Here is a 25,209-nt window from a genome sequence, read left to right as displayed (position 1 = left end):
ATAATAAGTTTAACTCCTTACTCATTCAATCTAAAGTCTTCTAAATTGGCCGTTTCTTCTTCTGTAAATAGTCTGTAGATCACTTTAAATGTTTTTCCATAAGGTGTTTCTAAGGAAAAACCTCCAGGTCCAAATCCATCTGAAACGTCCAAAGTGAAATGAGAGAATTTCCAATATTCAAACAAGTCTCTATCCACCCAAAATTCAAAACCTTTTATAGTTCCAATACACACATCGCCCATTCTCAAATAGAATCCACCTTTTTCGAAACACTGAGGTTGTGTGCCCTCACAGCATCCTCCAGCTTGATAAAACATCAAATCTCCGAATTTGCCTTCTAATATTTCTATGAGTTCTAGTGCTTTTTCGCTTGCCTCTAATCGCTTTATTTTTTCCATATTTTAAATTTAGAAAACCGCAAATTCCACAAAAGAACTTTGGGAATTTGCGGCTGTGAATCATCGATTTCAACTAAATATCAAAAGAAACCAAGTTTGTTTTTGTTGTAAGAAATCAACATATTTTTTGATTGGCGATAATGCCCTAACATCATTTTGTGGTTTTCTCGGCCAATGCCTGATTGTTTATAGCCACCAAAGGGAGCTCCAGCAGGATATGCATGATATTGATTTACCCAAACGCGGCCAGCTTGAATGGCTCTCGGTACTGTGTAAAGTTCATGTGCATCACGTGTCCAAACACCAGCACCCAATCCATAAAGCGTGTCATTGGCTATTTCTAAAGCTTCTTCGGTAGTCTTGAAAGTGGTAACAGCCAACACCGGTCCAAATATTTCTTCCTGGAAAATTCTCATTTTGTTGTGGCCTTTGAAAAGTGTCGGTTGAATGTAATATCCACCTTCCAAATCACCTCCCAAATGGTTTACATCACCACCGCAAAGTAGTTCTGCTCCTTCTTCTTTGCCAAGATTAATATAAGAGAGTATCTTATCTTTCTGAATTTGAGATGCTTGTGCTCCCATCATTACTGTCGAATCTAGGGGATTGCCAACTTTTATAGCTTTCACACGGCCAATTACTCTTTCTATGAATTTATCATAAATAGATTCATGAATCAAAAGTCTCGACGGGCAAGTACAAACTTCACCTTGGTTAAGAGCAAAAAGTACAGCTCCCTCAATCGCTTTGTCTAAAAAAGCATCGTCAGCCTCCATAACCGAAGGGAAGAAAATATTAGGAGATTTTCCACCCAATTCTAAAGTTACTGGAATAATGTTTTCTGTGGCATATTGCATCACCATTCTACCTGTAGCAGTTGAACCGGTAAATGCGGCTTTTGAAACTTTTGGATTAGTCACCAAAGTTCTGCCCAATTCTGCACCGAAGCCATTTACTATATTTATGACACCATCCGGCAGCAAATCTCCAATCAATTCCATCAAAACCATGATTGAAATGGGTGTGCTTTCAGCGGGCTTCAGTACCACACAGTTTCCTGCTGCTAATGCTGGTGCCAATTTCCAAACTGCCATTAATATCGGGAAATTCCAAGGAATTATCTGTGCAATTACACCTATAGGCTCATGAACGATTATAGAAACTGTATCAGCATCCAACTCCGATATACTGCCTTCTTCGGCACGAATAACTCCTGCAAAATATCTGAAATGGTCGATAGCCAAAGGTAAATCAGCCGCCAAAGTTTCTCTAACCGCCTTGCCATTGTCCATGGTTTCCACTGCAGCCAAATGGGTAAGATTTGCCTCCATTCTATCGGCTATTTTGTTCAAAATGATGCTTCTTTCGGTGGATGAGGTTTTGCTCCATGTTTTGAATGCTTCATGGGCTGCATTGACGGCCATTTCAATATCCAGTTTGGCAGAATGAGCTGCTTTTGACATCACTTTTCCGTCAATAGGCGATACTACTTCGAAATATTGACCAGTAGATGGTGGTGTCCACTTACCGTTGATATAATTGTCATAATGCGGTTTTAAACTTGGTTTAGCAACGAGATTACTGTTTTCGGTTGACATAGTTTTGATTCTTTATTTAAGTGAAAAATAGATATGGTACAAAAGAATCTTTATATTTTTATATTAAGTAGCATTATTCTACACACCATTTTCATTTTTCTGCTTTCTGATTGAACATTTCTGTCAAGCGTTGTATTTTTCTATCAAATTTGATAGCAAAGTGCTATTTGGATAGTTCTATTTTTTGCCAGAAAAATAATATTATCTATTTTTAGTAAAAATATTGAAGATGTTAAACCTTAGTTCAGCACATTATGAAAACCGCAAACTCGAAAATCACGTCGAGAATAGAACTGTGCACACTTTAAAGAATGCTGAACTGAATATTTTTGAGACACATTTGCAAGCATCACAGGTTTATTTGCGATTTCCTCAGCCAGTATTGGCCAGTATGATTAAGGGCAAAAAAGTAATGCATTTAGATGGTTCGCCTGCCTTCGGTTTCTTGCCTGGAGAATCTGTAATCTTACCTTCGAATGAAAAAATGGTCATCGATTTTCCTGAGGCTTCAGTAAGCAACCCAACACAATGTTTAGCATTGGCACTTTCAGAAGAAAAACTTCAAGAGGCAGTGGACTTGTTGAATAACCGAGGTACCAAACAAAACGGCTTGGAATGGTCTGTGATGGATTATAACTATCACTTTACCAACGACATAGCTATTAATCAGATTCTTCAACGTTTGATTTTTATTTTCACAGAAAATCACCCTTCTAAGGATATATTTTCAGACTTATTAATTCAAGAATTGGTTATCAGAATTCTACAGACAGAAACCAAGTCGATGTATTTGAAGAAATCATTGACCGATGCCAACAATGACAGGATTTCTTATGTAATCAAATTTATTAGAGAAAACCTTACAGAAGATTTATCCATTGAGCTTTTGAGCGAAAAGGCTTATATGAGTGAATCTAATTTTTACCGTACTTTCAAGCACGAGTTGGGCTCTTCGCCTAATGATTTTATTATAGAGGAGCGACTGAAAGTGGCTGAAAGTTTACTTCGAAATCCTCGAATGAGTGTTAAAGAGGCCTATTTGGCTTCGGGTTTTAATAGCTTCTCCTATTTTTGTCGTATTTTCAAGAAAAAGAAGAATCTTTCTCCGACTGAATTTAAGGAGAAATCTAATATTTTTGGTTAAGGATTCTATTCTACATTTGTTTTTTAGCAGTTCTTGGCGTATTTTTTGAAAAAAATCAACAAATGCGAGTTTTTCTATTTTCATTAATTCTACTTTCAAATTTTATTTTAAGAGCTCAAAAACCGCGACCAAGAGAACTTGGTATTGAGTTTGGCATTCTTAAAACTGGTATGCTAAATGCCATTACAGATGTTCCAGGGGTTAAGGTAGGTCATTTTACACTGCACAGGGGTACTGATATTCACACAGGAGTTACGGCAATTTTGCCCATTGAGGAGAATATTTTTCAAAATAAAGTGCCAGCAGCTATTTATATTGGCAATGGCTTCGGTAAATTGGCCGGCTACACCCAAGTGGAAGAATTGGGAAATACGGAAACGCCAATTTTACTCACCAATACCATGGCTGTTTCAACGGCCATCGATGCCCTCATAGATTATACAATACAAAGTCCTGAAAATCAGAATGTAAAAAGCGTGAATGCCTTAGTAGGAGAAACCAACGACGGCGGTTGTAATGACATTCGGGCAAGAGTTTTGAGAAAAGAAAATATGTTGGAGGCTATAAGTGCTGCGACATCTAAAAAAGTTGTAGAGGGAAATGTAGGAGCAGGAGCTGGGACTATGTGTTTGGGATTCAAAGGTGGTATAGGTACTTCATCACGGATTTTACCTAAATCAAAAGGTGGGTATACTATTGGCGTATTGGTACAGTCAAATTTCGGAGGTGTTTTACAAATTGGAGGAAAGCCAATTGGTCAATTGTTGGGTAATCATAAATTTAAGAACCTTGACAAAGAATATGAAGATGACGGCTCCTGCATGATGGTAGTGATCACCGATGCTCCTCTGAATGCTAAGAATTTGAAAAGGTTAGCCGCAAGGGCGATGCTGGGTTTGTCACGAACAGGCGGCATGGCAGCCAATGGCAGTGGGGATTATGTAATAGCACTTTCTACCGCAAAGAATTTACGGATTTCTCATGATTCTAAAGATATGTATGAAACTTTTAAAGTGTTGAGAAACAATGATTTGGATTTGTTGTTTCAAGGTGTGGTGGAAGCCACAGAAGAAGCCATCATCAATTCTCTTTTTGCAGCGGAAGATTTAACGGGGTTTAATGGATTTAAAGCCAAGGCATTACCTATTGAGAAGGTTTTAGAATTACTCAAAAAATAAAAAATCACCTAAGCTATTGCTTAGGTGATTATATATATTCAGGAAAATATAAATTTTAATCTAAATCAATACTCGTAATAAAGGCATCTTTTTTGGCAGAGTCTTCATCTAGTACTTTTACCATAATTTTATCTTGGTTATGCAAGCTTCTTGAAATTTCTATTCGTTCTCTAGCATTTTGATCTAAGAACAAGTAAGTATCTCTGTATTTAACAGCCCCCAAACCTTCTGAGTAATCTATCGCATTGTCAAAAATGATGGGTACAACTAGCTTACCTTTTTGATCTATATAGCCATATTTTTTGTTCACACTTACAACCGCCATGCCATTTGAAAATGCTCTAATGTTTTCGAAAATAGGTTCAACAATAGTTTCACCTTTGTTATCCATGAAACCCCATAATCCAAACTTTTTAAAACCAAATAAACCTTCTGAAGAGTCCTCGACGTATTGAAAGTTTTGAGCTGTAATATTTCCTTTGTTGTCAATTAAACCGAAATTTCCATCCTTTTCAAATACCGCAAGACCATTTTTGAAAGGCGTAATATTTGTATATTCGAAATCGACAATAGATTTTACTTTTTTATTAATAATTCCAAATTTTCCATTGAGCTTTACTGAAGCTAAACCTTCACTAAATGCTGTGGCTGACTCATAGATTGGATCAATAACCGTAACACCCTTAGTATTGATATAACCAAATTTGTTATTTACTTTAATTAAAGCAAGGCCTTCGATAAATGAGCTACCAAAGTCATATTTGATATCGATTACTACTTTGCCTTTGTTATCAATAAATCCAATTTTTCCATTTTTTTCAACCAGTGCCAATCCTTCTGAAAAACTTGTTGCAAAGTCGTATTCTGGACTGACTAATTCAACTCCTTTTTGATCTACAAATCCAAACTTTCCATTTTGTTTGAAAAGTGCCAAACCATTTGAAAAATTTTCAAGGTATTCATATTTGAAATCTACAATAGGTAGTCCAGTTGAACTAATTATTGCGTATTTCTTGCCGTTACGGACAATCGCATAGTTGTTGGAGAAATCATTTGAATAATCGAATACACATGGTATGGCTAAAGAACCTTCTTTGTTTATAAAGCCATATTTGCCATTCAACATGATTTTTGAAAACCCATCGGAGTATTTAAAGCCCGCTGAGAATTTCTTTGAAACTTGGCCCATTGCCGAAACCGCCACCAATAGTGCGAAAGCGAGAGTAAAGAGAGTTTTATTTTTTTCCTGTAACATGGGTAGTATATTTTTTGATAACTACACTCCAATTCTCGTGCCACTTTTAGAAGAAAATATTTATAATTTTTTTTTTAAATTTATTTTCAGTAGCCAAAAAAATCATAAAATACTGAATATTAGGTAGTTTCAGAAAACTGAATTTCGTATAATTTTTTATATAATCCATCTAAAGCGAGAAGCTCTTGATGCGTGCCAACTTCTTTTATCTCTCCTTTTTCAAGTAAAATGATCTTATTGGCCTTCTGTATTGTGCTTAACCGGTGTGCGATCACAATAGAAGTTCGATTTTTCATAAGCTTTTCAATGGCGTTTTGAATAAGTTCTTCGGATTCAGAATCAATGGATGAGGTAGCTTCATCGAGAATTATTATTTTAGGATTTTGTAACAAAACCCTAACAAAAGACAATAGCTGTCTTTGTCCCATTGATAGTGTCGCACCACGTTCCATAACTTCATACGCATAACCTCCCGGCAGTCGATTAATAAATTCATCGACTCCAACTTCTTTAGCTGCATTGATGATCATTTCATCGGTGATGTTTTTGTCGCCCATTCTTAAGTTTTCTGCAATACTTCCTTTAAATAGAAAGACATCTTGCAAAACCACCCCAATCTGACTTCTCAAATTTTCGAGATTCCATTTCGAAATATTGTGCTGGTCTATCAGGATTTCACCCTGGTTGATATTATAGAAGCCATTTAGTAAACTAATTATAGAGGTTTTGCCTGCCCCAGTTGCTCCTACAAATGCTACAGATTCACCAATTTTTGCATCAAAATTCAGATTTTTCAAAACCCATTGTTCGTCTATGTAGGCAAACCATACATTTTTGAAACTAACTTCCCCCCGAATTTCTCTTTTTTCTAAACCTTTCTGTTCTATATTTTCTTCGTCATCCAATATTTCTATGATTCTCGAAACACTTACCACGCCCATTTGAAGGGTGTTTATTCTGTCCGCAATCATTCTAATAGGCCTAAAAAACTGATTGATAAACATAATGAATGCAGTTATTGTGCCATAACTTACTTCATGGTTTATTAACCCTTGAGCTCCATACCACACAATTAGTCCAACCCCCAAGGCTGAAATAACATCTGCAACAGGAAAATATACGGAATAATATAGAATGGATTTTATGTTGGCGTTTCTATGCTCGATATTCAAGGTCTTAAACTTGGCGTTTTCTTGCTGTTGCACATTGAAAATCTGTATGATACTCATTCCTGAAATTCGTTCTTGTACAAATGAGTTCAGATTAGCCACGGCATTTCTTACTTGATTAAAAGATTTTTTTACTTTTTCTTTAAACACATAAGTACTAATCAGTAAGAGTGGTATAGTGCTTATGCTAATTAGCGTAAGTTTCCAATCGAGATAGAACATGACCGATATAATCAGTATCAACTGTAAAAAATCACCCGCAATAGCAGCAAAACCTGAGCTAAAAACTTCGGATAATGATTCGACGTCAGAAATGGTTCGTGTAACTAACTTACCAATAGGTGTTTGGTCGTAGTATTTTAATTTTAAACGAATGATTTTATCAAATACCTGTTGTCTTATATCATGAATGATTTGTTGACTTAGCCATCCAGCTTCATAAGTGTTAAAATAGGAAATGATTGAATTTAAAACTAAAATTATGACCATGATGCCCAAATAAAGAGCCAGTTTACTAAAGTCTCCTTGGGCTATTGGGCCGTCAATAGTAGTTTGTATCATCAAGGGAAGGGCAGGAGCGAGCACAGCCCCAAGAATTATCAGAAATACTAGAAGAGCAAATTTTGATTTGTAAGGCATTAAGAAGCCAAACAACCGCTTAAGTATTTGATAATCAATAATTTTTTTTTCTGTTTCAGATGGTTTCAAATTCTTCGCTAATTTCCTAAAACTTTAATTTAATTTATTTACAAAAATCGCCTAAAAAAGCTATTTTTGTATACCTTAACCTATAATAATGTCAGCTATTTGTCCAGATTGTAAAACTCCTCCAACTGACCACCAAGAATGGTCGTGTTTCTGCGGAGAGCGTTTCAATCATTTTGTCAATATCGGTAAATGTCCTCATTGTGGCTATATTCATGAATTTACAGAATGCTTACAGCCTGACTGTAAAAGCATCACACTGCATTTAAATTGGTACCCGCCGGTTACTGAAAATGTAAAAAATCTAAAGACAGACTTAAATCTTATTTCTTATTTGGAAAAAGCACCTCTTTCAAAAAACCCAATCCGTAAGCTAGATGTTGAATAAAGGAAGCTATTGTAGAAAGAAAACCAACCTTTAGGTTTAGTGTACTCACTGTACTATGGACAAAAATAGCTCCAAAATATAAACTCAATAAACCAATCGGGAGGTACCTATAGTCAGTATTAAAGGTAATTAATAAGACTGCAAATAATGTAAATAAAACAAAGCCGACGGGGAACAGATGCACGATTTTTATGGAGATTCCATACATGTTCTTAAGCTGAACTCTCGTTCTGCCAAAACTAAATATTTGCTTAAAAAAACTTTTAAAATCTCCTCTTCTTTTATGATATACGAATGCATTGGGAATGAGACGTTTTAAAACTTGAAGCTTTTCCAGCCTATTATTTAGCTCCATGTCTTCACCCATGTTGGTCTTTTTGAAACCTCCAATTTCGCGAAACAATTCAGATTTGATACCACAATTGTAGCTTCTAATTTGATAGTTGCCTCCAGCATTTTGATTTTTATTTCTTATTCCGCCCGTTGTTAAAACAGAAGTCATTGAATAACTCAATGCTTTTTGGAAATCACTAAAATCATCAGAAGCTTTATCTTCTCCACCAAATGCATCTATTTTGTGGTCTTCTAAGTAAGCGTCAACTGTTTTAAAATATTCTTTTGGGACAATTACATCAGAATCGAAGAATATTAAAAATTCTCCTGAGGCATATTTTACACCAAAATTTCTTCCAAAACCTTGACCTTCATTTGACTTTGAGAAATATAGAAGTTTAAGCAAAGATTGATATTTTTTCGCAATATGTTCGCTTGAAATACTGGAACCATCCTCTATAATGATTACCTCAAAATCAGTAAACTCTTGTAATGTTAGGCTTTCTAATAGCTCATCAAGTTCTTTTGGTCGATTATAAATCGGAACTACGACAGAGTATTTGATCATTTGTTGGCTTTTAATTCTTTCAAACTTTCGTGATTGGCTTTCAATACTTTTTTGATAAGCTTGCTATCGATTTTTGTGGAAACAAACAAGGACTCAAATTGGCTCGGGGCTAAGTAGATGCCTCTTTCAAGCATTTTATTAAAGTATTTACCAAAAGATTTTGTGTCACAAGTTTTGGCGGTGTCATAGTCTACCACCTTTTCCTTTGTAAAAAACAAACTATACATAGAACCCAATTGATTAACGGTGTAATCAAATTCTAATTCAGTTAATGACTTTCTAATTCCAGTTGCCAATTCTAAGCCAGCTTCATCTAGGTCTTTATATAATTCTTTGTGCTTCTTCAGATGTTTAAGCATTTCTATACCAGCAGACATGGCAATTGGATTACCAGAAAGTGTCCCAGCTTGATACATTGGACCCGATGGAGACACCATTTCCATAATTTCACGTTTTCCTCCATAAGCTCCTACGGGCATTCCACCACCTATGATTTTACCCATGGTAGTAAGGTCAGGAATAACATTAAAACGCTCTTGAGCACCACCTAGTGCTAACCTAAAGCCTGTCATCACTTCATCAAATATCAAGGTAATGCCTTCTTTGGTACATATTTCTCGAATGAATTCAAGATAACCTGGATTTGGCAAGACACAACCCATGTTGCCAACCACTGGTTCTATAATCAAACCTGCAATTTTACCTTTATTCTTCTTAATCATTTGACTCAAAGCCTCAGTATTGTTATAAGGCACGGTCAAAGTATCATTGGCAGTTGCCTGGGTTACACCTGGGCTATCTGGATGCCCCATACTCATGGCTCCACTACCTGCGGAAATTAGAAATGCATCTCCATGACCATGGTAACACCCCTCAAATTTTATGATTTTGTCTTTTCCGGTATAAGCTCTTGCTAATCTAATCGCAGACATGGTCGCTTCGGTTCCTGAATTGACCATTCTGACCATTTCTACAGAAGGCACCAAGTCGCAAATCAACTTGGCCATTGTAACTTCTTTCTTGGTAGGTGCACCAAAGGAGAAAGATGATTTTACGGCTTTTCTTACTTCGTTTTCAATCGGACCAAATGCGTGACCCAGAATCATTGGTCCCCAAGAACCAATCATGTCTATGTATTTATTGTTGTCTTCATCAGTGAGGTAAGCACCTTTTGCCCTTTTTATAAAACGTGGATTGCCGCCAACGGACTTAAATGCTCTAACTGGTGAATTAACGCCACCAGGAATATATTGTTTTGCTTCTTCAAAAAGCTTTGTACTATTTTTGTTTTTCATTTTTTATCTATAAATCTCCTCAAACACGTCGTTTTTGTATTTTACAATTGGGACTATTGCATTTTCTTTTATTTTTCCACTAAAATCAAAACCACCTAAAAGATAATCGTCTTCATATGCTCCTGATTCTATATTTAGCTTAAATATATCTTTGCCGTCTTTTAGCATTTTGCCAAAAAAGTAAACCAAATCATACCCAGCAAAAGCATAGAAAGATGGTTGTGTAGCCATTTTTTCTAGAAATAATTTTTCAAAGTTCCGCACTTGCTCTTTCTCTTTTGAAACAAACTCTGGATAAATCAAAGAAACATTTTCTGTTAATGAACTAGCTGGTGTTTTTTCCCAAGCAAAAGACGATGGCGTACAAATTACCTCGGTGGTGATTTTACTCAATGAAACGCTTTGTAAAAATCTTATGCCATGGTTGTTATCTGTCGCCAAAAAAATATGTCCAACTTCAGGAAGCAGTTTTTGTAACATACCATTGAATTTCCTAAAAGTGGTTATGGTATATCCTTTTTTCAGAGCTTCAGATCGGTATATAGTTGCAAAAAGAGAGTCCTTTTTCGCATTGCCGAAATAAATACTCACTGATTTTTTTTTATTTAACCCAGATACGTATTCTATTGTTTTTTTGGATTGTTGCAAATGCGAAGGTTGCATTAAAAAAATACTATTGCCGTCTTTCAGCAATTCCAAGTTGTTTGACAAGGGATGTACTTGGATGATTTTGTTCGTCAATGCAAAAGAAACTGCCTCATTGTTTGGGTCTGAATAAAGTGGTCCTACAAATAAATCTAGGTTTTTAAAACCTTCTTTCTTTTCTAATGCTTGGAACTCCTCTTTTGTTTTTTTTACATCAAAAGCATGAAGATTTACAATTATACCATTATTTTTTAGCTGTTCTGCAGCAATTTTCATTCCCTCATAAAGCTCATACGTGTATTTATTTGAGCCTACGCTGTTTGTTAAATCATTTAAATTAAACGGCAATAGTATGCCAAAATCAAGTCTAGCGGTTTCTTCATTAGAGAATTCCTTTGAACTATTATTTTTAGCGTCAATATTCTTAGGAATTTCTTTTAGCTTAAACCTATTGGTGAGCATGTCAGATATCTCCAAATCATCCTTGGAATTGTATCTATTCGCCTGGATTTTTTCAACCAAATTTCTAGCAAGTACTTCTTGTGTTGGAAATTTGAAGTACAATTCTTTCAGTGTGGAAATACTTTTTATCTTGGGAATGTATTGGTTAAGAATGCCTTTTTTAATTCCATCAAATTCTTTATCTTGAATGGCTTCGATGCTTTTAAGCCCTTCCTCAAAATAATTCTCTCCAAAATTCAACTCAGCATAAATTATTCTTGCCTCATCTATTTTGTCCCAATCAAAGTATTTCTCAAATAACTGTCTAAAAACGACTCTGCTCTGGTATAGATTTCCTTTGTTTTTGGCAGTCAATGCATTGTAAAAATAAGCATAGGGCACCATAGGATTGGCATACTCCTTCTCACAAAGCTTTGCAAACTTCGGGCCCGCTAAATCATACTGACTGTCGGCGAAGAGTTGAACAGCTTTTTTGTATTCTATCAAATAAGCTTGGTCATTTAACTGTTGCCCAAATGCTGACGAAAACAAACCCAACACTATGACAAATACTTTTTTCATTATAAAGTTGAGATATACTATTTTGGAGTAAAAAAAAATGCCCTACAAATCTAAAACTTGTAGAGCATTTATTTATTTCTTTTTTCTTGAATTTTTTAATTCGCTGCTCTGCTTTTTCATTTCTTCAGAGGCTTGAAGCTGTTTTTGGATGAAATCTCCAAACTTGCTTTTCTTTTGGGGCTTTGTGTGATAGTTTTTGCGATTCTTCTCAAGAATAGTAAGAATCTTATCTTCATCAATAAATTTTCTAACTATAAGTTGTTGAGCGATAGTCACTACGTTTGAAACCAAATAATAGAAACTCAATGCAGCAGGGAAACTATTCAATACAAAGAAAAACACCAATGGGAATATGTAAGACAATTTCTTCATATCCACTGGACCTGGCTGGTCGGGCGTAACTTGATTGTTGTAATAGGTAAAAGCCAAAGATGAGATGGTCATCAATACCACAAAAAGACTAATATGGTGGCCAATAATCGGAAGGTTAAAACCCCAGTTAATCAATGAATCGTAAGTTGACAAGTCATTTGCCCATAAAAAGTTCTTTTGTCTAAACATCAACATGTTCGGAAACAAGAAGAATACAGACATTAAAATAGGCATTTGTAACAACAAAGGAACACATCCACTTAAAGGACTTACGCCCACTTGTTGGTATAATTTCATGGTTTCTTGCTGAACTTTCACAGCATCATCACCCACCTTTTCTTTTATAGCGGCTATTTCTGGTGCCAAAACTCTCATCTTAGCTGAACTGACGTAAGACTTGTAAATAAGTGGCGTCAAAGTGATTTTTATCATCAAAACAACGATGATGATTAGCAAGCCGTAGTTGGTGATAAACGACTCTACCCAATTGAATAGGGGTACAAAAACATATAAGTTTACAGGTTTTACAATGTCATAACCCAAGTAAAGGTTTTTTTGAAAATCATTTCCGACGCTCTTCAATGCCTCCAAGTCATTTGGACCGAAGTAGTATTTCAACGAAACCTTATTTTGACTTAAATCTGTAAAAGGAATCTGTGCAGTTATTTTTCCAATTTTTACGATTGAGCTATCTTCTTGAGGAGTTTTTAAGTCAAATTGCCCTTTTTCGAAGAAACCATTTTCAGATACCACTCCTGAGGTAAAATACTTTTGCTTGAATGAAAACCATTTTACAGGTAAATCTGCCGTTTCGTTTTCGTCAGAAGTACTTCCGAGGCCTAAGTCTTCAAATGTTTCTTCTTTATCGAAATAGTTTATTTGGGCTGCTTTGCGGTTTTCTGATAAATCATTTTCAAGAACCAACATCGGGTTTTCCCAAATTATGGTCGAAGGAGCATTTTTTAGAACGGAAGACAATCCTTCAGTTTTGAGGTCTTGTTTGATTTCGTAACCTTTGCCCGAAATGGTATATGTTTTTTCTATTTTTCCTCCAGAAATTGGAAATGAAAAAACTACAGATTCGGCTTTATCTCCTTTTACACTGATATTAGTTTTGGAGGCTGAAAAATTTATTTTACTCAAACTTATATCGCCAGCGTTGGTCGGAAGTAGAAAATCAGAGGAAGTGTTACTCCCATCAAATAAAACCATGCTTTCGGTTTTATTGGCCTTATAAGCATCAAAAGTTTTATAATTTTTCAGCTCTACTTTTACTATTTTGGCACCTTTGCTCGATATAGTTACCTTTATATTTTCATTCTCTGCAGTGATCAGTTGCTCAGCAATATTGACCGAAGAACTGTCAGAAATCGAAATGACTTTCGATGAAGTGGTGTCTGTTATTACTTTTTTTGCCACTGAAGCTGTGTTTTTTGCAGGTTCAGCTGGCGGTGTAAGCGAGTCGTTAAAGTAAATGTAAGTGCCATACATTAAGAACAATAGTATGAAACCTATGATATAATTCTTGTCTAATTTTTCCATTTAGGAGATTATTGATAATAAAATTTTCCGCAAAATTCGTAAAAAATCTTTACTAATTGGAATCAATGTCCAATTAAATTAAGAACGGTCTATTTTGATTTTGAATTCATTTTATCAATGAACAATTTTGAAAAACAGTTTGATGCAGTGCGATAAGCCTTTAAATTTCTCTAAAAATATTATCCAAGATGATGCCTGTAGCCACGCCAGCATTCAATGATTCGGCAGATCCAATTCTCGGAATTGTAATTTTCTGGGTAATAATTTTCTCTATTTCGGGTGAAATTCCATGAGATTCACTTCCTATGACCAGTCCAAAGGGTTTTTCGAAAGCGAAGTGGTGAATATTTTTACCTCCTAAAAACGCTCCATAAATAGGCATATTTAGGGTTTTGATAAAGTTTTCTAATGCTACATAATGGACATTAACCCTAATAAATGAGCCCATGGTAGCGGCTATCACTTTGGGATTATAAAACTCCACGGTGTCATGGCTACAATATACATGCTCAATGCCATACCAATCTGCCAAACGTATAATTGTGCCAAGATTACCTGGGTCTTTTATTCCATCAAGTATCAAAAATACCTGATGGTTGATGGATTGTGTGGTTGTAGTTTCATTCCTTTGATTTACCACAGCTACACCAGTCTGGTTCGTTTTGAAGGTAGAAATACTTTCAATTTCGGCCTCCCTACATACTACAATGTTCACTAACTTTGACTTATCGGCTATTTTTTCCTTAAAAATTTCAGTACAGAATATATTTTCTATTTCAAATTCCGAGTTTAATATTTCTAAAATACCTTTTTCTCCTTCCACCAAAAATTTACCATATTCTGTTCGGTATTTTTTATTATGAAGAGATTGAACGTATTTTTGTTGTTGTTTAGAAATCATAACTCAATTAATATTCTGGAGATTGTTTAAAAAAATAAAATATAGTTTGATATTGGTAAGCTTGCTGGAAACCTTGTTTTCATGCAAAAATAATGTACCAATAGACAATAATAGGTATATTTTATGGAGAAATGATTTTAAAGGGAATCAGAAAGTTATAGATGAAGAACTGGCACAGATTATTCCATTCGCTCAAAAAGAAAACTCTAAACCTTTGGAGTTGCCGATAACACCCCGTGTTTGGTGGTATAATTTTGGGAGAAACACCTTCAACCCATTGAAAAGTGAAAGAAAGCTCGGTGAATTGTTAAATGAATTGGAAGAAGATAAAGCCACAAAAACGTTTTCTGCCAGAAAAATCCAAAAGATAGAGAAAAAAATCGAGCGTTTTCAAGGCAACCTTCAAGAACAATCTGGCTGGCTTTGGCGTAATATAGGTGAAAGACAGGTATTTATCTCTGAAGCGAATGTGGCTGAAACTGCTCTTAAAATGAAGAAGTTTCTATATGATGTTGGGTTTAGAGATGCCGATGTAACTTACAATTTGGATTCAACAAGTGCTAAGAAAAAATTGAAGGTAACGTATATAATTGATGAAAAAACGGGATATTCAGTTGATACCATACAGTATATTTCTTCTGACAAAATCATTGACAGTCTCGTTCAAAATAACAAATCGAAACAACTTATTGTTTCAGGAGATTTATTTGACCTTAGATTAGTATCTGCAGAGAAGTTGAGGTTAGAGCAACTATTGAAAAACAATGGTTACTATAATTTCAATAACAAATTTATAACCCACGGAGCTACAAATTTTGAAAATGATGAATCGCTTTTTGTAAATAGGAAAAGGGGCAACCTGAAAATTGAGATTCAAAATCCTGATACCAAGCCTACTCACGAACGTTTTACAGTAGAAGAAGTCATATTTAAGGCGTTTGACCCAAACTCCAACAGTACGTTTATAAAGCCAGATACTGTTTTTTACAATGGCGTTAAGTTTATAAGATTAGACCGGAATGTTCCCATAAATATCATTAGTCCACGAATAGTTTCGAAGCCCGGATCTATCTATCGCGTGTCTGATATAATGGAAACCCAAAGACAAGTTTCACTTTATAATCAGTTTGCATTTGCGAGTTCACAAGTAAAGCCATTGTCTCCAGGGCAGCTTTCTTTAGAGTATTTTGCTCCTTTATTGGAGAAATATACATTTGGGATTAGCCCTGGTATCAATAATATTTACAACGATGGTTCTACTTTTTTTGGATTTGGGGTACCCGTATCGCTTACTGGGCGTAACCTTTTGAAGAAATTGGAGATTTTTGAAGGCTCATTTCGTGCTTCCTATGAAGGACAGCCTTCACCTATAAACACCTCCAATAAGTCCATCCGTGGTAGTCTTGAATTGGGATTAAACCTTAACCTTACTTTGCCTACACTTTGGCCATTTCAGGGTCAACTAAAGCAGTTGAACCTTAAAAATCCAAGAACAATATTGGGAATTGGTTATAATTATTCAGAACCTTTTTGGGGGAAAAGATTAAATTTTAAACTGAATACCAACCATTCCATTCAGTTTTCAAAAAATGCTTTTTTATATCTGAGTGTTTTAGATGCACATTTGATCAACACCATTTATTTTAATAATCAACCTGGTCAAGAGTTTTACAACAGTTTGCTAAATCTTCAAGAACAAGGCAATAATTTAAAGATTACTTTTGATCCACAATTTGTTTCTTCGCTGAATTCCAACTTCATTTACAACAATCAAAATCCGAGTAAACCCTTATCATCTTCAAAGTTTTTTAGACTTTTTATAGAGTCTGGCGGCACAGTTTTAAATTTTTTAGATAATAAAGAGAGAATAAATTTGATAGAGAAAGTGTTTCCTCTCAAACAGTCTGAAAACTCGATAGATAGCGTAAGAGCGTATTTTAGGTTTGTCAAATTGAATGCCGACTACAGAAGAAGTATTGGAATAAACGCCAAGAGCAGTTACGCTTACAGAATTAATTTAGGTCTTGCCAATCCGTATGGAAACAATCGATCGATGCCTTATGACAAGAACTTTTTTATTGGAGGAAGCAACAGTGTAAGAGCCTGGGCTCCTAGAACGCTGGGAACGGGATCCTCAAAACCTGACACAACCGCCGCTGGAAATACCATACCTCAGCCAGGTGATATCTTGCTCGAATCGAGCATTGAGTATAGAGTAAAAGTACTTCGATTTGCTGGTGATATTCAATTAGCAGGTTTTATTGATGCGGGCAATGTTTGGAAATGGCACCAAACACCAACTGCCGCCAAATTCGAAAAAGCAAATTTTGATTTTAGAAGATTTTATAAAGAAATTGCCGTGGGAACGGGCTTTGGTTTACGTTGGGATTTGTCTTATTTCTTATTTAGGTTCGATTGGGGTATAAAGGTCTTTGACCCCAGCAGAGATCAAGGAAGCCGATTTGTATTAGATGATTTTTCTTTGAAAAGGAAACAACAATACGGACTCAACTGGAACTTTGGAATTGGCTATCCATTTTAAGCTTCATTTTTACTTTCCTCCTAAGTATTTGCTCTATCATTATAAATTCTGATAATTAAAGGAATTTTAACACTGACATATTGTCATATTTTTATTAATTTTGCATAATTTTTAAAAAACAGATTTTAGATGGTTGCCCAAAATATATTATTGAAAGAGGAAGAGAATATTGATGAGGCTAAGGTTTCAGTAAACGAGCACGTAATTGGAACAAAAAAATTATATATTGAGAGCTATGGCTGTCAAATGAACTTTGCAGATAGTGAAGTGGTGGCATCTATATTGAGAACAAATGGCTATTCTACCACCTCAAATCTAGAGGAAGCAGATTTGGTGTTGCTCAATACGTGTGCCATACGCGACAACGCCGAACAAAAGGTAAGGACAAGATTATCTTCGCTCAACAAAAACAAAAAATCTAACCCAAATCTTAAAATTGGTGTGTTGGGTTGTATGGCCGAACGCCTCAAAACCAAGTTTTTGGAGGAAGAAAAAATGGTGGATTTGGTAGTTGGACCAGATGCTTATCGCGATCTACCCAATTTGTTAGAAGAAGTAGAAAGTGGGCACAAAGCGGTCAACGTTTTTCTTTCTAGAGAAGAAACCTATGCAGATATTTCCCCTATAAGATTAGATAGTAATGGTGTTTCGGCTTTTATATCCATTATGCGGGGCTGCGATAATATGTGCAGTTTTTGTGTGGTTCCTTATACGCGTGGAAGAGAGCGTAGTCGTGATCCGCATTCTATTTATAATGAAGCACTTGAGTTATTCGAAAAAGGCTATAAAGAAGTAACTTTGTTGGGCCAAAACGTCGATTCTTACAAGTGGTCGAGCGAAACCGAGAAATACAATTTTGCTAATTTATTAGAAAAAGTGGCCCTAATCAGCCCCGAATTGAGAGTTAGGTTTTCGACGTCCCATCCCAAAGACATCACCGACGAGGTTTTGTACACCATCAAAAAGTACGACAATATCTGTAATTATATTCATTTACCAGCACAAAGCGGCAGTTCAAGGATATTAGGTTTGATGAACAGAACCTATACCAGAGAGTGGTATTTGGAGCGTATTCATAAAATCAGAGAGATATTGGGGGAAGATTGTGGCGTGTCGCACGACATGATAGCGGGCTTTTGCACCGAAACCGAGGAAGATCATCAGCAAACTTTGAGCCTCATGGATGAGGTGGTGTTTGACTATGGATACATGTTTTTTTATTCAGAAAGACCAGGTACGCCTGCGGCCAAAAACTTAAAAGACGATGTTTCTCTAGAAGACAAAAAACGCCGAGTAAATGAAATCATAGATAAACAAAGACAGCATTCTGCCATAAAAAATCAGATGTCTATCGGTAAAGTTTTTCGTGTACTGATTGAAGGAGAATCCAAAAAATCAAAAGCGGACTTTGCGGGAAGAAATGACCAAAGTAAAGTCATTGTTTTTCCAAGAAAAGCCTATAAGAAAGGCGATTATGTGAATGTTTTGGTAAATTCTTGTACCTCGGGTACGCTCATAGGTGAAATAGTAGACTAAAAATGATAAACACAGCAGAAATACAAAATGCAAAAAACAGGTTTGGCGTCATCGGCAATGCCCCGCCGCTCAATTTTGCATTGAGTATAGCCATTCAAGTAGCACCAACCGACTTGACTGTCCTTATAAATGGTGAAAGTGGTAGTGGTAAAGAATCTTTTTCCAAGATAATTCATGGTCTGAGCCACCGCAAACTGGGGCCTTTTATAGCCATCAACTGTGGGGCTATTCCCGAAGGTACCATTGATTCTGAATTGTTTGGACACGTAAAAGGCTCTTTTACAGGAGCATTTGAAGAAAGAAAAGGATACTTTGAAACTACCAATGGCGGGACTATTTTTCTAGACGAAATAGCCGAAATGCCACTAGGAACACAAGCCAGATTGCTCAGAATTCTGGAGAATGGCGAATATATTCCCGTGGGTTCGTCGAAAGTAAAGAAAACCAACGTGAGAGTGGTGGCTGCCACCAACGTAAACCTCCAATCGGCCATTGAAAAAGGCGAGTTTCGTGAGGATTTATACTACAGGCTCAACACTGTGCCCATCGTGGTGCCTCCTTTGAGAGACAGAGGGTTTGACATTGAATTGCTTTTTATAAAATTTACCAGTGATTTTGCAGAAAGAAATCATATACAACCCGTTGATCTCACCGAAGAAGCCCGTGCAATGCTGAGAAGCTTTAGATTTCCGGGAAATATTCGGCAATTGAAAAATATCGCGGAACAGATAACGATTCTAGAAAACGACAGGGTAATCAACAGTCAGATTTTAGAGAAATATTTGCCTAAAAGCCAAAAATCAGGCTTGCCAGCTTTGTTGAATCCATCAGATTTGGGTGGTTTAAACGATTATTCGGAAAGGGAGTTGCTCTACAAGGTTCTTTTTGATATGAAAAAAGACATAACCGACCTTAAAAAGTTGGTGTACTCCATGATGCAAAACGATGGATTGAATGCTCCTTCTGAAAGCGTTAAGCACGATTTGTTCAAAGACGTTTTGGCTTCAGAAGCACCTGTGGTGTTTACCAGGCCGGCCATTGCAGACTCAGAGCCTGTGTATCCTGTTTATAATCAGCCACTAAGTGAGAATTTCATTCAGATTGATGATTATCAGAAATCTCGAGAAAACGTGGAAGACATCAGCCACGAAACGGAAGAAGAGTCGCTTTCGTTGGAGAAAAACGAGAAAGACATGATCATAAAGGCACTCAAAAAGAATAATTTCAAAAGAAAATATGCAGCCATGAGCCTTGGAATCTCTGAAAGGACGTTATATAGAAAAATCAAGCAATATGATATCGAAGATGAAGATTAAACGTGTTTTTAATGCTTTTTTGATGGTATATATTCTTGTTGTTATGAACGGGTGCAAAATATATTCGTTCACAGGTACTACTTTGTCTGCAGATTTGAAAACCTTTTCCATTCAGAATTTTTCGATGGCTGCCGCTGGTGGACCACAAAATATGAGTTTGACTTTCAACGAAAAACTCAAAGAATACTATCAAAGAAATACGAGTTTGAAGTTTAAAAATACCGATGGAGATATACACTTGGAGGGTTCTATCATTGCTTATGAACTTTCGCCTGTATCGGCCACTGCGGGCGACCGAGCAGCCATGAACCGCCTGACGATAACGGTGGAAGTGAAGTTTGTAAACAAAACCAATGAACAAGAAGACTTTGAAAAAGAGTTTACTTTTTATCAAGATTTTCCTCAGGAGCAGTCACTTACGCAGGCCGAACCCATTTTGGTGCCCAAAATATTGGATCAGTTGGTACTCAATATCTTTAATTCCACGGCGGCATCATGGTAAAGGAAGCCTTGCATTTCAATAACTTGATTCAGAAAAAAGATTTTCGAGATCAAAAGGATATCGATGCCTTATTGAATATTTGCAAAGCTTATCCGAATTTTAAATTGCCCTATATTTTATTGCTCAATTATCAGCCTGATATTTTCAATCATGATTTTTGGAGAAGAGGTGAGGAGATTCTTTTGCAATCAAAGTTAGACCTGAAAAGCTATTTTCATGTAGAAAATAAAAGCGAAAAAACCTCTGATTCCAAATTTAGAAAGGATTTTAACTCCAAACCCATAGACCAAAAAAGTATTCTTGAAAAATATTTAACCAAACAAATTCCCAAATTTATTTAACAAAATCATTTCAAGAATTCCGTAAAAGTTGTGGTTTCTATCGAAAAAATACTAACTTTGCGGTTCTTTTAGAAAACAATAAGAAAATTATATAAAATGATAACAACTATTCTAGTTTTGATGATATTGGTGGCTTTATTACTTATCATCGTGATATTGGTTCAAAACCCCAAAGGTGGCGGTATATCTTCAGAATTTGGAGGAAGCTCAACACAGATGTTTGGTGTACAAAAAACAGGCGACATATTGGAGAAATTGACTTGGGGCTTTTTTGCTTTCTTGTTAGTAGCCGCTTTGAGTACAGTTATTTTGACAAAAACATTGGGTTCGTCAGCAACCACTGACAGCGACGTAAACGTAGAAAAAGCAACCACTGCTCCGGCATTGCCAACTGCACCGCTTACAGCCCCTGCAACGGCTCCAGTAACAGCACCAGCCACTACGCCAACACCAGCAAAGTAATATATTTCAGCATTATATTTGAAAGACATCCTTAGGGGTGTCTTTTTTTTGTGAAATGATACCTTTAGCTGATTTTTTTTACCTGTGAATTGCTAAGTTGAATGTTAGAAATTTAATATCGGATTGGAAATCCTTCTTATCTCAATTCGTGATTGCCCTTCGGGACATCCCGAAGAGCTGAAATCATGTATTTGCAAGTGAACCTTACGAATTTAGGGTTTCTGATGCAGTTTGTCAAAATTGTAATAGTCTTAGGTCAGCTCTTAAATTCTGAAAGGTTGGTGTACTACCAAGGGGTAATGTTTCATATAGGCAATGGCAAATTAAATAACTAATATTGAAGAAAATGGAAAAATGGATTCTAAAAAATGAGGTAGATTATTTGGCTAATATCAATTCATACGGGAAGACCTTTTTTGATAAACAAGAATATTTAAGAAATATAGAATCTGCACTTAATATTAGTTTCGATCAAAAAAAAGATTTCACCGACTATATTCATATTATTCAGGAGGAATTGTGCACCAAAAGTTTATTATTGAATGAACCTAATAGGCAGAGAGAGTTAACAAAAAAAATGGAAACCGATCTTCTTCACTATTTAATCTCATATGATTTGGCAAAGCATGCTCAATACAAAATGAAGGTTTATCATGGACTTATAGTAGATGGTGAAAAGTTTTGCCCGGTACTGTTAAATAAAGATGGGGAAATAATACTTGGAACGATAAAATTTTTATTCTACAACATGTCAAATTTAATAACTAAAGATTTTTGGGAGATTCCTTTGACATATACTAATCCTAAAAAGCGTAAAAGCATTAATTACGACGTATTTTATGAGGTATACGAAAACATTAAGATAATGAAATTATAATTTAATTTCATGAGGTATTTTTCTAAACTCAGCTGTTCGAAGGATATTTCATTCATATAAGTGTAGAGCAATTGCAACAACGATTTTCTAGCCGCAGAATTGAGAACTCCAAGACGTAATAAAAAGAATCGAATTTTTAAAGAATAAGGCAAAACAATTACTAATCCAGCTGTGCAAAGGCTATTGCCTTCCTACGTGTGAAATACGGCTTTTAGCCGCCGAATTAGAATTCGGAAATAAAAAAAATGGAAAAAGGAGGATATCAAATACGAGACAAAGGGAAATTGTCTTTGTTAAAATTAGTTACCAGATTTACTAAGCCAGTTTTGAAATTTATTTTTAAGTATAAATCCAAATTCATTCATAATTTTACTATCATCGAATTCAGTATGTCCAGACTCTATTTTTAAGTCATTTTCAGGCCATTCGGCAAAACTTACATCTGAACCATATTTTTGGGCAATTAAAGTAGCCACTTGCAGTAATGAAAATGTTTCACCAGCGATATTGTAAGTCTGATTTTCCGCTGAATTACTTTCTAGAGAAAGAATGATTTGACCACAGATATCTTCAACATGGCTAAAAGTGCGTCGTAGATTTCCATCGCCATATAGTTTTATCGGCTTTTGCTGTTTAGCTTCACGAAGAAAAAAACCAATAGTACCGTAAGAATAACCATCTTTTATTTTAGAACCATAAGGCACACAAACCCTAAAAACACTGTACTTAATGTCATAAAGATTTTTGTATATTTCAAGAATAGATTCACAAGCAATTTTATTTACCGCATAAATGGTTTTTGCTTCTTTTTCATCAGATTCCTTTAGTGGTTTTTCAGAACCTTTATAAACCAATCGGGTAGACGGAAAAATTACTCTTGGTTTATTTTTAAGATTTTTAATACAATTTAAGATATTTAATAAACCCGTTTCATTGACGCCAATAAAATCTTCATAATTATCTACACTGGCCATCGTACCGGTTTTCCCTGAAAAAACAAAAACAAAATCTTGCTCCCAATCCAAAGTTGAAAGTGCCGCTTTATCTTTTACATCAATGGATTGATAGTTGGCAAGATTGTCAATTGAAACTTTACTATTTCCGATAGGAAAAACCTCAAACCCTTGCTTTAACAAATAGTAAACTAAGTGGCGTCCCAAATATCCGTTAGCACCGAATACCATAACTTTTTTCGAAGAATTTTTCTTAGCTGTCATTCTTTAATTTTAATACTTCTTTAACTATATAATTTGGGCGGTTTTTTGTGTTTTCAAAAATCTTACCTAAATACAGGCCTAAAACCCCAAGAACAATAATAACGATTCCAAATAAAAACCAAATAGACAAAAAAACGGATAGCCAGCCACTGACCTTCTTGTCGTAGGCATAATAATGAAATACTAAATATAATGCCACCATAAAGGTTAAGACGACAAGTAAAAAACCAAACTTTAGAAGCAATCTAAGTGGTTTATCAGAAAATGCAATAATTGTAGATAATGCTAGTCTTAATCGTTTTTTTAAAGAATATGATGACTTAATATCATCTTTTCTTTGTGCATGAGTTATTGGGACAGTAGCCGTGTCAAATCCAATCCACCTATTCATCATAGGATAGTATTTGTGATAATCACCGAGCTTTAACATAGCATCAACAGCACATTTGCGATATAAAATAAAATTGGCAACAGAGCTGTCTTGTCGGGTCTCTGTAAGATAACTCATGAGATAATTAAATGCTTTAGAACTCAGTTTTTTAAGAAAGTCATCTTGGCGGTCTACTCTACTGGCAAAAACAATATCTTTGCCATTCTCGGTGGCTACTTTATACAAATCTATTATGCGTTCTGGCTCATCTTGTAGGTCACAATCAAGTGTAACTACAAAATCTCCCGTAGCATACTCAAATCCGGCATTAATAGCATTTTGTTGTCCAAAGTTCCTGCTCAGATTTATACCTATTAATTTATTATCGTTTTTTACCAATTCTCTTATTATCTGCAAACTATTGTCGGGACTGTTATCATTGACAAGAATGATTTCATAATCGTCCGTAATTTCAACTAAGGCTTTATGAATGCGGGTCACAAGTTCTTCTAACAAAGCAGATGCACCATACACAGGACTTACAATCGATAGTTTCATTGATTTTCCTTTGTTTTAATTTGTTCCAAAGTCTTACTCTGTAGTAGAATGTCATGATAGTGGTGTTCTTTTTTTATATCCGAAAATATCTCAGCATAAAACTCCTTAAATGCATTTACAAAATGATTATCAGGTTCGATAAAGATTTCTTCGATGGTTCCCTCATTTTCCAGGATCAATTTTGGGCTAAAATCTTTCCTTGGAGTAAAGGCTCGCTCAGCTGTAATTTTACCCTTTTGGCCAATTATTTCATAACGACTTTGATAGAAATTATCAAATCCAAATGCCAACGTGGCCCCAATTTTGGTTTCAGGATTGACCAGATAAGCACTTCCATAAATATTAGTTCCGAGACTTTTATCAATATACAATGACGATGCCTTAAGCTCAAAGTTGTTGCCCATTATAAAATGGCAGGCTCTCACAGTATAGCCAGCGGCGTCGAGTAAGGCTCCACCACCAATAACTTCATCATATCTGAAATTGCCTTTTTCCAAGGGAGGGAAACAGAAAGTGGCCGAAAAATGCCTTATTTCTCCAATCTTATTATTTCGAAGGAGTTCGAAAACCTTCTGATGCTGCCTGTGATATTGAAACATGAAGCCCTCCATAATGGCTAAATTCTTGGTTTTCGCCAATTCTACCATTTCACATGCTTCATTATAATTTGAAGCAAATGATTTTTCGGCATACACATGTTTTCCTGCATCGAGTGCCTTTATAATCCATTCATAATGAATACCGGTGGGCAGGGGCACGTATAATGCTTGGATATCTGGAGAAGAAATAAGCTCTTCATAACTACCCAAATATTTACAACCGAACTCTTCCGCGAAAGACTTGGATTTTTCAATATCGCGGCTTGCAACATAAATCAGTTCAAACAAGTGAGGTAATTCTAGTATTGCAGGAATAACCGAACGCTTCGCAATATTGGCACAACCCAGTACGCCAATTTTTACTTTATTTGTCAT

At 35.6% G+C, this 25,209-nt stretch carries 22 protein-coding genes; 9 read left to right on the top strand and 13 right to left on the bottom strand.

Going from position 1 to position 25,209, the window contains the following annotated elements:
• Positions 1–17: 17 nt before the first annotated feature.
• A complete protein-coding gene (locus tag EGI24_RS06545) occupies positions 18–398 on the bottom strand; it encodes a DUF779 domain-containing protein (protein ID WP_255047557.1) in 381 nt (126 codons plus the stop codon).
• A gap of 80 nt (positions 399–478) precedes the next feature.
• Complete coding sequence (locus tag EGI24_RS06540) at positions 479–1,996, bottom strand: aldehyde dehydrogenase family protein (protein ID WP_255047556.1); 1,518 nt, start codon at positions 1,994–1,996, stop codon at positions 479–481.
• 229 nt (positions 1,997–2,225) lie between these two features.
• Between EGI24_RS06540 and EGI24_RS06535 the strand changes: the two genes are divergently transcribed.
• Entirely contained in the window at positions 2,226–3,140 is a 915-nt protein-coding gene (locus EGI24_RS06535; RefSeq protein WP_255047555.1) for an AraC family transcriptional regulator, read from the top strand.
• 62 nt (positions 3,141–3,202) lie between these two features.
• Positions 3,203–4,318 carry a P1 family peptidase gene (locus tag EGI24_RS06530; protein ID WP_255047554.1) on the top strand — a complete coding sequence of 372 codons (1,116 nt, stop codon included), beginning with the start codon at positions 3,203–3,205 and terminating at the stop codon, positions 4,316–4,318.
• 55 nt (positions 4,319–4,373) lie between these two features.
• On the opposite strand, the gene EGI24_RS06525 is transcribed toward EGI24_RS06530, so the two are convergent.
• From EGI24_RS06525 to EGI24_RS06490, 8 genes are all read right to left on the bottom strand, one after another.
• The gene (locus EGI24_RS06525; RefSeq protein ID WP_255047553.1) at positions 4,374–5,573 is read right to left on the bottom strand and encodes a WG repeat-containing protein; all 1,200 of its coding nucleotides are present in this window, start codon (positions 5,571–5,573) and stop codon (positions 4,374–4,376) included.
• 119 nt (positions 5,574–5,692) lie between these two features.
• A complete protein-coding gene (locus EGI24_RS06520) occupies positions 5,693–7,450 on the bottom strand; it encodes an ABC transporter ATP-binding protein (protein WP_409035472.1) in 1,758 nt (585 codons plus the stop codon).
• Positions 7,451–7,541: 91 nt separating this feature from the next.
• A complete protein-coding gene (locus EGI24_RS06515; RefSeq protein ID WP_255047552.1) occupies positions 7,542–7,664 on the bottom strand; it encodes a hypothetical protein in 123 nt (40 codons plus the stop codon).
• A 106-nt stretch (positions 7,665–7,770) separates the two neighbouring features.
• Positions 7,771–8,736 (bottom strand): glycosyltransferase family 2 protein, encoded by a 966-nt coding sequence (locus EGI24_RS06510; protein WP_255047551.1) that lies wholly within the window; start codon positions 8,734–8,736, stop codon positions 7,771–7,773.
• Complete coding sequence (gene hemL, locus EGI24_RS06505; RefSeq protein ID WP_255047550.1) at positions 8,733–10,031, bottom strand: glutamate-1-semialdehyde 2,1-aminomutase; 1,299 nt, start codon at positions 10,029–10,031, stop codon at positions 8,733–8,735. The genes EGI24_RS06510 and hemL overlap by 4 nt, the downstream gene beginning before the upstream one ends.
• Positions 10,032–10,034: 3 nt before the next feature.
• Positions 10,035–11,699 (bottom strand): ABC transporter substrate-binding protein, encoded by a 1,665-nt coding sequence (locus EGI24_RS06500; protein ID WP_255047549.1) that lies wholly within the window; start codon positions 11,697–11,699, stop codon positions 10,035–10,037.
• Positions 11,700–11,771: 72 nt separating this feature from the next.
• A complete protein-coding gene (gene yidC, locus EGI24_RS06495) occupies positions 11,772–13,613 on the bottom strand; it encodes a membrane protein insertase YidC (RefSeq protein ID WP_255047548.1) in 1,842 nt (613 codons plus the stop codon).
• 160 nt (positions 13,614–13,773) lie between these two features.
• Positions 13,774–14,514 (bottom strand): RNA methyltransferase, encoded by a 741-nt coding sequence (locus EGI24_RS06490; RefSeq protein ID WP_255047547.1) that lies wholly within the window; start codon positions 14,512–14,514, stop codon positions 13,774–13,776.
• A 22-nt stretch (positions 14,515–14,536) separates the two neighbouring features.
• On the opposite strand from EGI24_RS06490, the gene EGI24_RS06485 reads away from it, so the two are divergent.
• The 7 genes from EGI24_RS06485 (at position 14,537) to EGI24_RS06455 (ending at position 22,090) form a co-directional block, all read left to right on the top strand.
• Positions 14,537–17,056 (top strand): BamA/TamA family outer membrane protein, encoded by a 2,520-nt coding sequence (locus EGI24_RS06485; RefSeq protein WP_255047546.1) that lies wholly within the window; start codon positions 14,537–14,539, stop codon positions 17,054–17,056.
• 129 nt (positions 17,057–17,185) lie between these two features.
• A complete protein-coding gene (gene miaB, locus EGI24_RS06480) occupies positions 17,186–18,592 on the top strand; it encodes a tRNA (N6-isopentenyl adenosine(37)-C2)-methylthiotransferase MiaB (protein ID WP_255047545.1) in 1,407 nt (468 codons plus the stop codon).
• A gap of 2 nt (positions 18,593–18,594) precedes the next feature.
• Complete coding sequence (locus EGI24_RS06475) at positions 18,595–19,908, top strand: sigma 54-interacting transcriptional regulator (RefSeq protein ID WP_255047544.1); 1,314 nt, start codon at positions 18,595–18,597, stop codon at positions 19,906–19,908.
• The gene (locus tag EGI24_RS06470) at positions 19,898–20,410 is read left to right on the top strand and encodes an LptE family protein (protein WP_255047543.1); all 513 of its coding nucleotides are present in this window, start codon (positions 19,898–19,900) and stop codon (positions 20,408–20,410) included. The genes EGI24_RS06475 and EGI24_RS06470 overlap by 11 nt, the downstream gene beginning before the upstream one ends.
• Complete coding sequence (locus EGI24_RS06465) at positions 20,404–20,751, top strand: hypothetical protein (protein WP_255047542.1); 348 nt, start codon at positions 20,404–20,406, stop codon at positions 20,749–20,751. Before EGI24_RS06470 ends, EGI24_RS06465 begins: the two co-directional genes overlap by 7 nt.
• Before the next feature lie 96 nt (positions 20,752–20,847).
• Positions 20,848–21,213 (top strand): preprotein translocase subunit SecG, encoded by a 366-nt coding sequence (gene secG / locus EGI24_RS06460; RefSeq protein ID WP_255047541.1) that lies wholly within the window; start codon positions 20,848–20,850, stop codon positions 21,211–21,213.
• Positions 21,214–21,559: 346 nt separating this feature from the next.
• On the top strand, positions 21,560–22,090 hold the full coding sequence (locus EGI24_RS06455) for a hypothetical protein (RefSeq protein ID WP_255047540.1): 531 nt from the start codon (positions 21,560–21,562) through the stop codon (positions 22,088–22,090).
• 299 nt (positions 22,091–22,389) lie between these two features.
• Here the strand turns inward: EGI24_RS06455 and EGI24_RS06450 are convergent, their stop codons facing one another.
• From EGI24_RS06450 to EGI24_RS06440, 3 genes are read right to left on the bottom strand one after another with little or no spacing between them, the layout of a single operon-like run.
• Entirely contained in the window at positions 22,390–23,307 is a 918-nt protein-coding gene (locus tag EGI24_RS06450) for an NAD(P)-dependent oxidoreductase (RefSeq protein WP_255047539.1), read from the bottom strand.
• Complete coding sequence (locus EGI24_RS06445) at positions 23,297–24,235, bottom strand: glycosyltransferase family 2 protein (RefSeq protein ID WP_255047538.1); 939 nt, start codon at positions 24,233–24,235, stop codon at positions 23,297–23,299. Before EGI24_RS06445 ends, EGI24_RS06450 begins: the two co-directional genes overlap by 11 nt.
• Positions 24,232–25,209, bottom strand: a complete 978-nt coding sequence (locus EGI24_RS06440; protein WP_255047537.1) for a Gfo/Idh/MocA family protein — start codon at positions 25,207–25,209, stop codon at positions 24,232–24,234. The genes EGI24_RS06445 and EGI24_RS06440 overlap by 4 nt, the downstream gene beginning before the upstream one ends.

It is taken from the genome of Lacihabitans sp. CS3-21, from assembly GCF_024343675.1.
Taxonomy (GTDB): domain Bacteria; phylum Bacteroidota; class Bacteroidia; order Cytophagales; family Spirosomataceae; genus Leadbetterella.
Note: the sequence above shows the minus strand (reverse complement) of the source record. Positions and strands in the feature narration are given on the sequence as shown.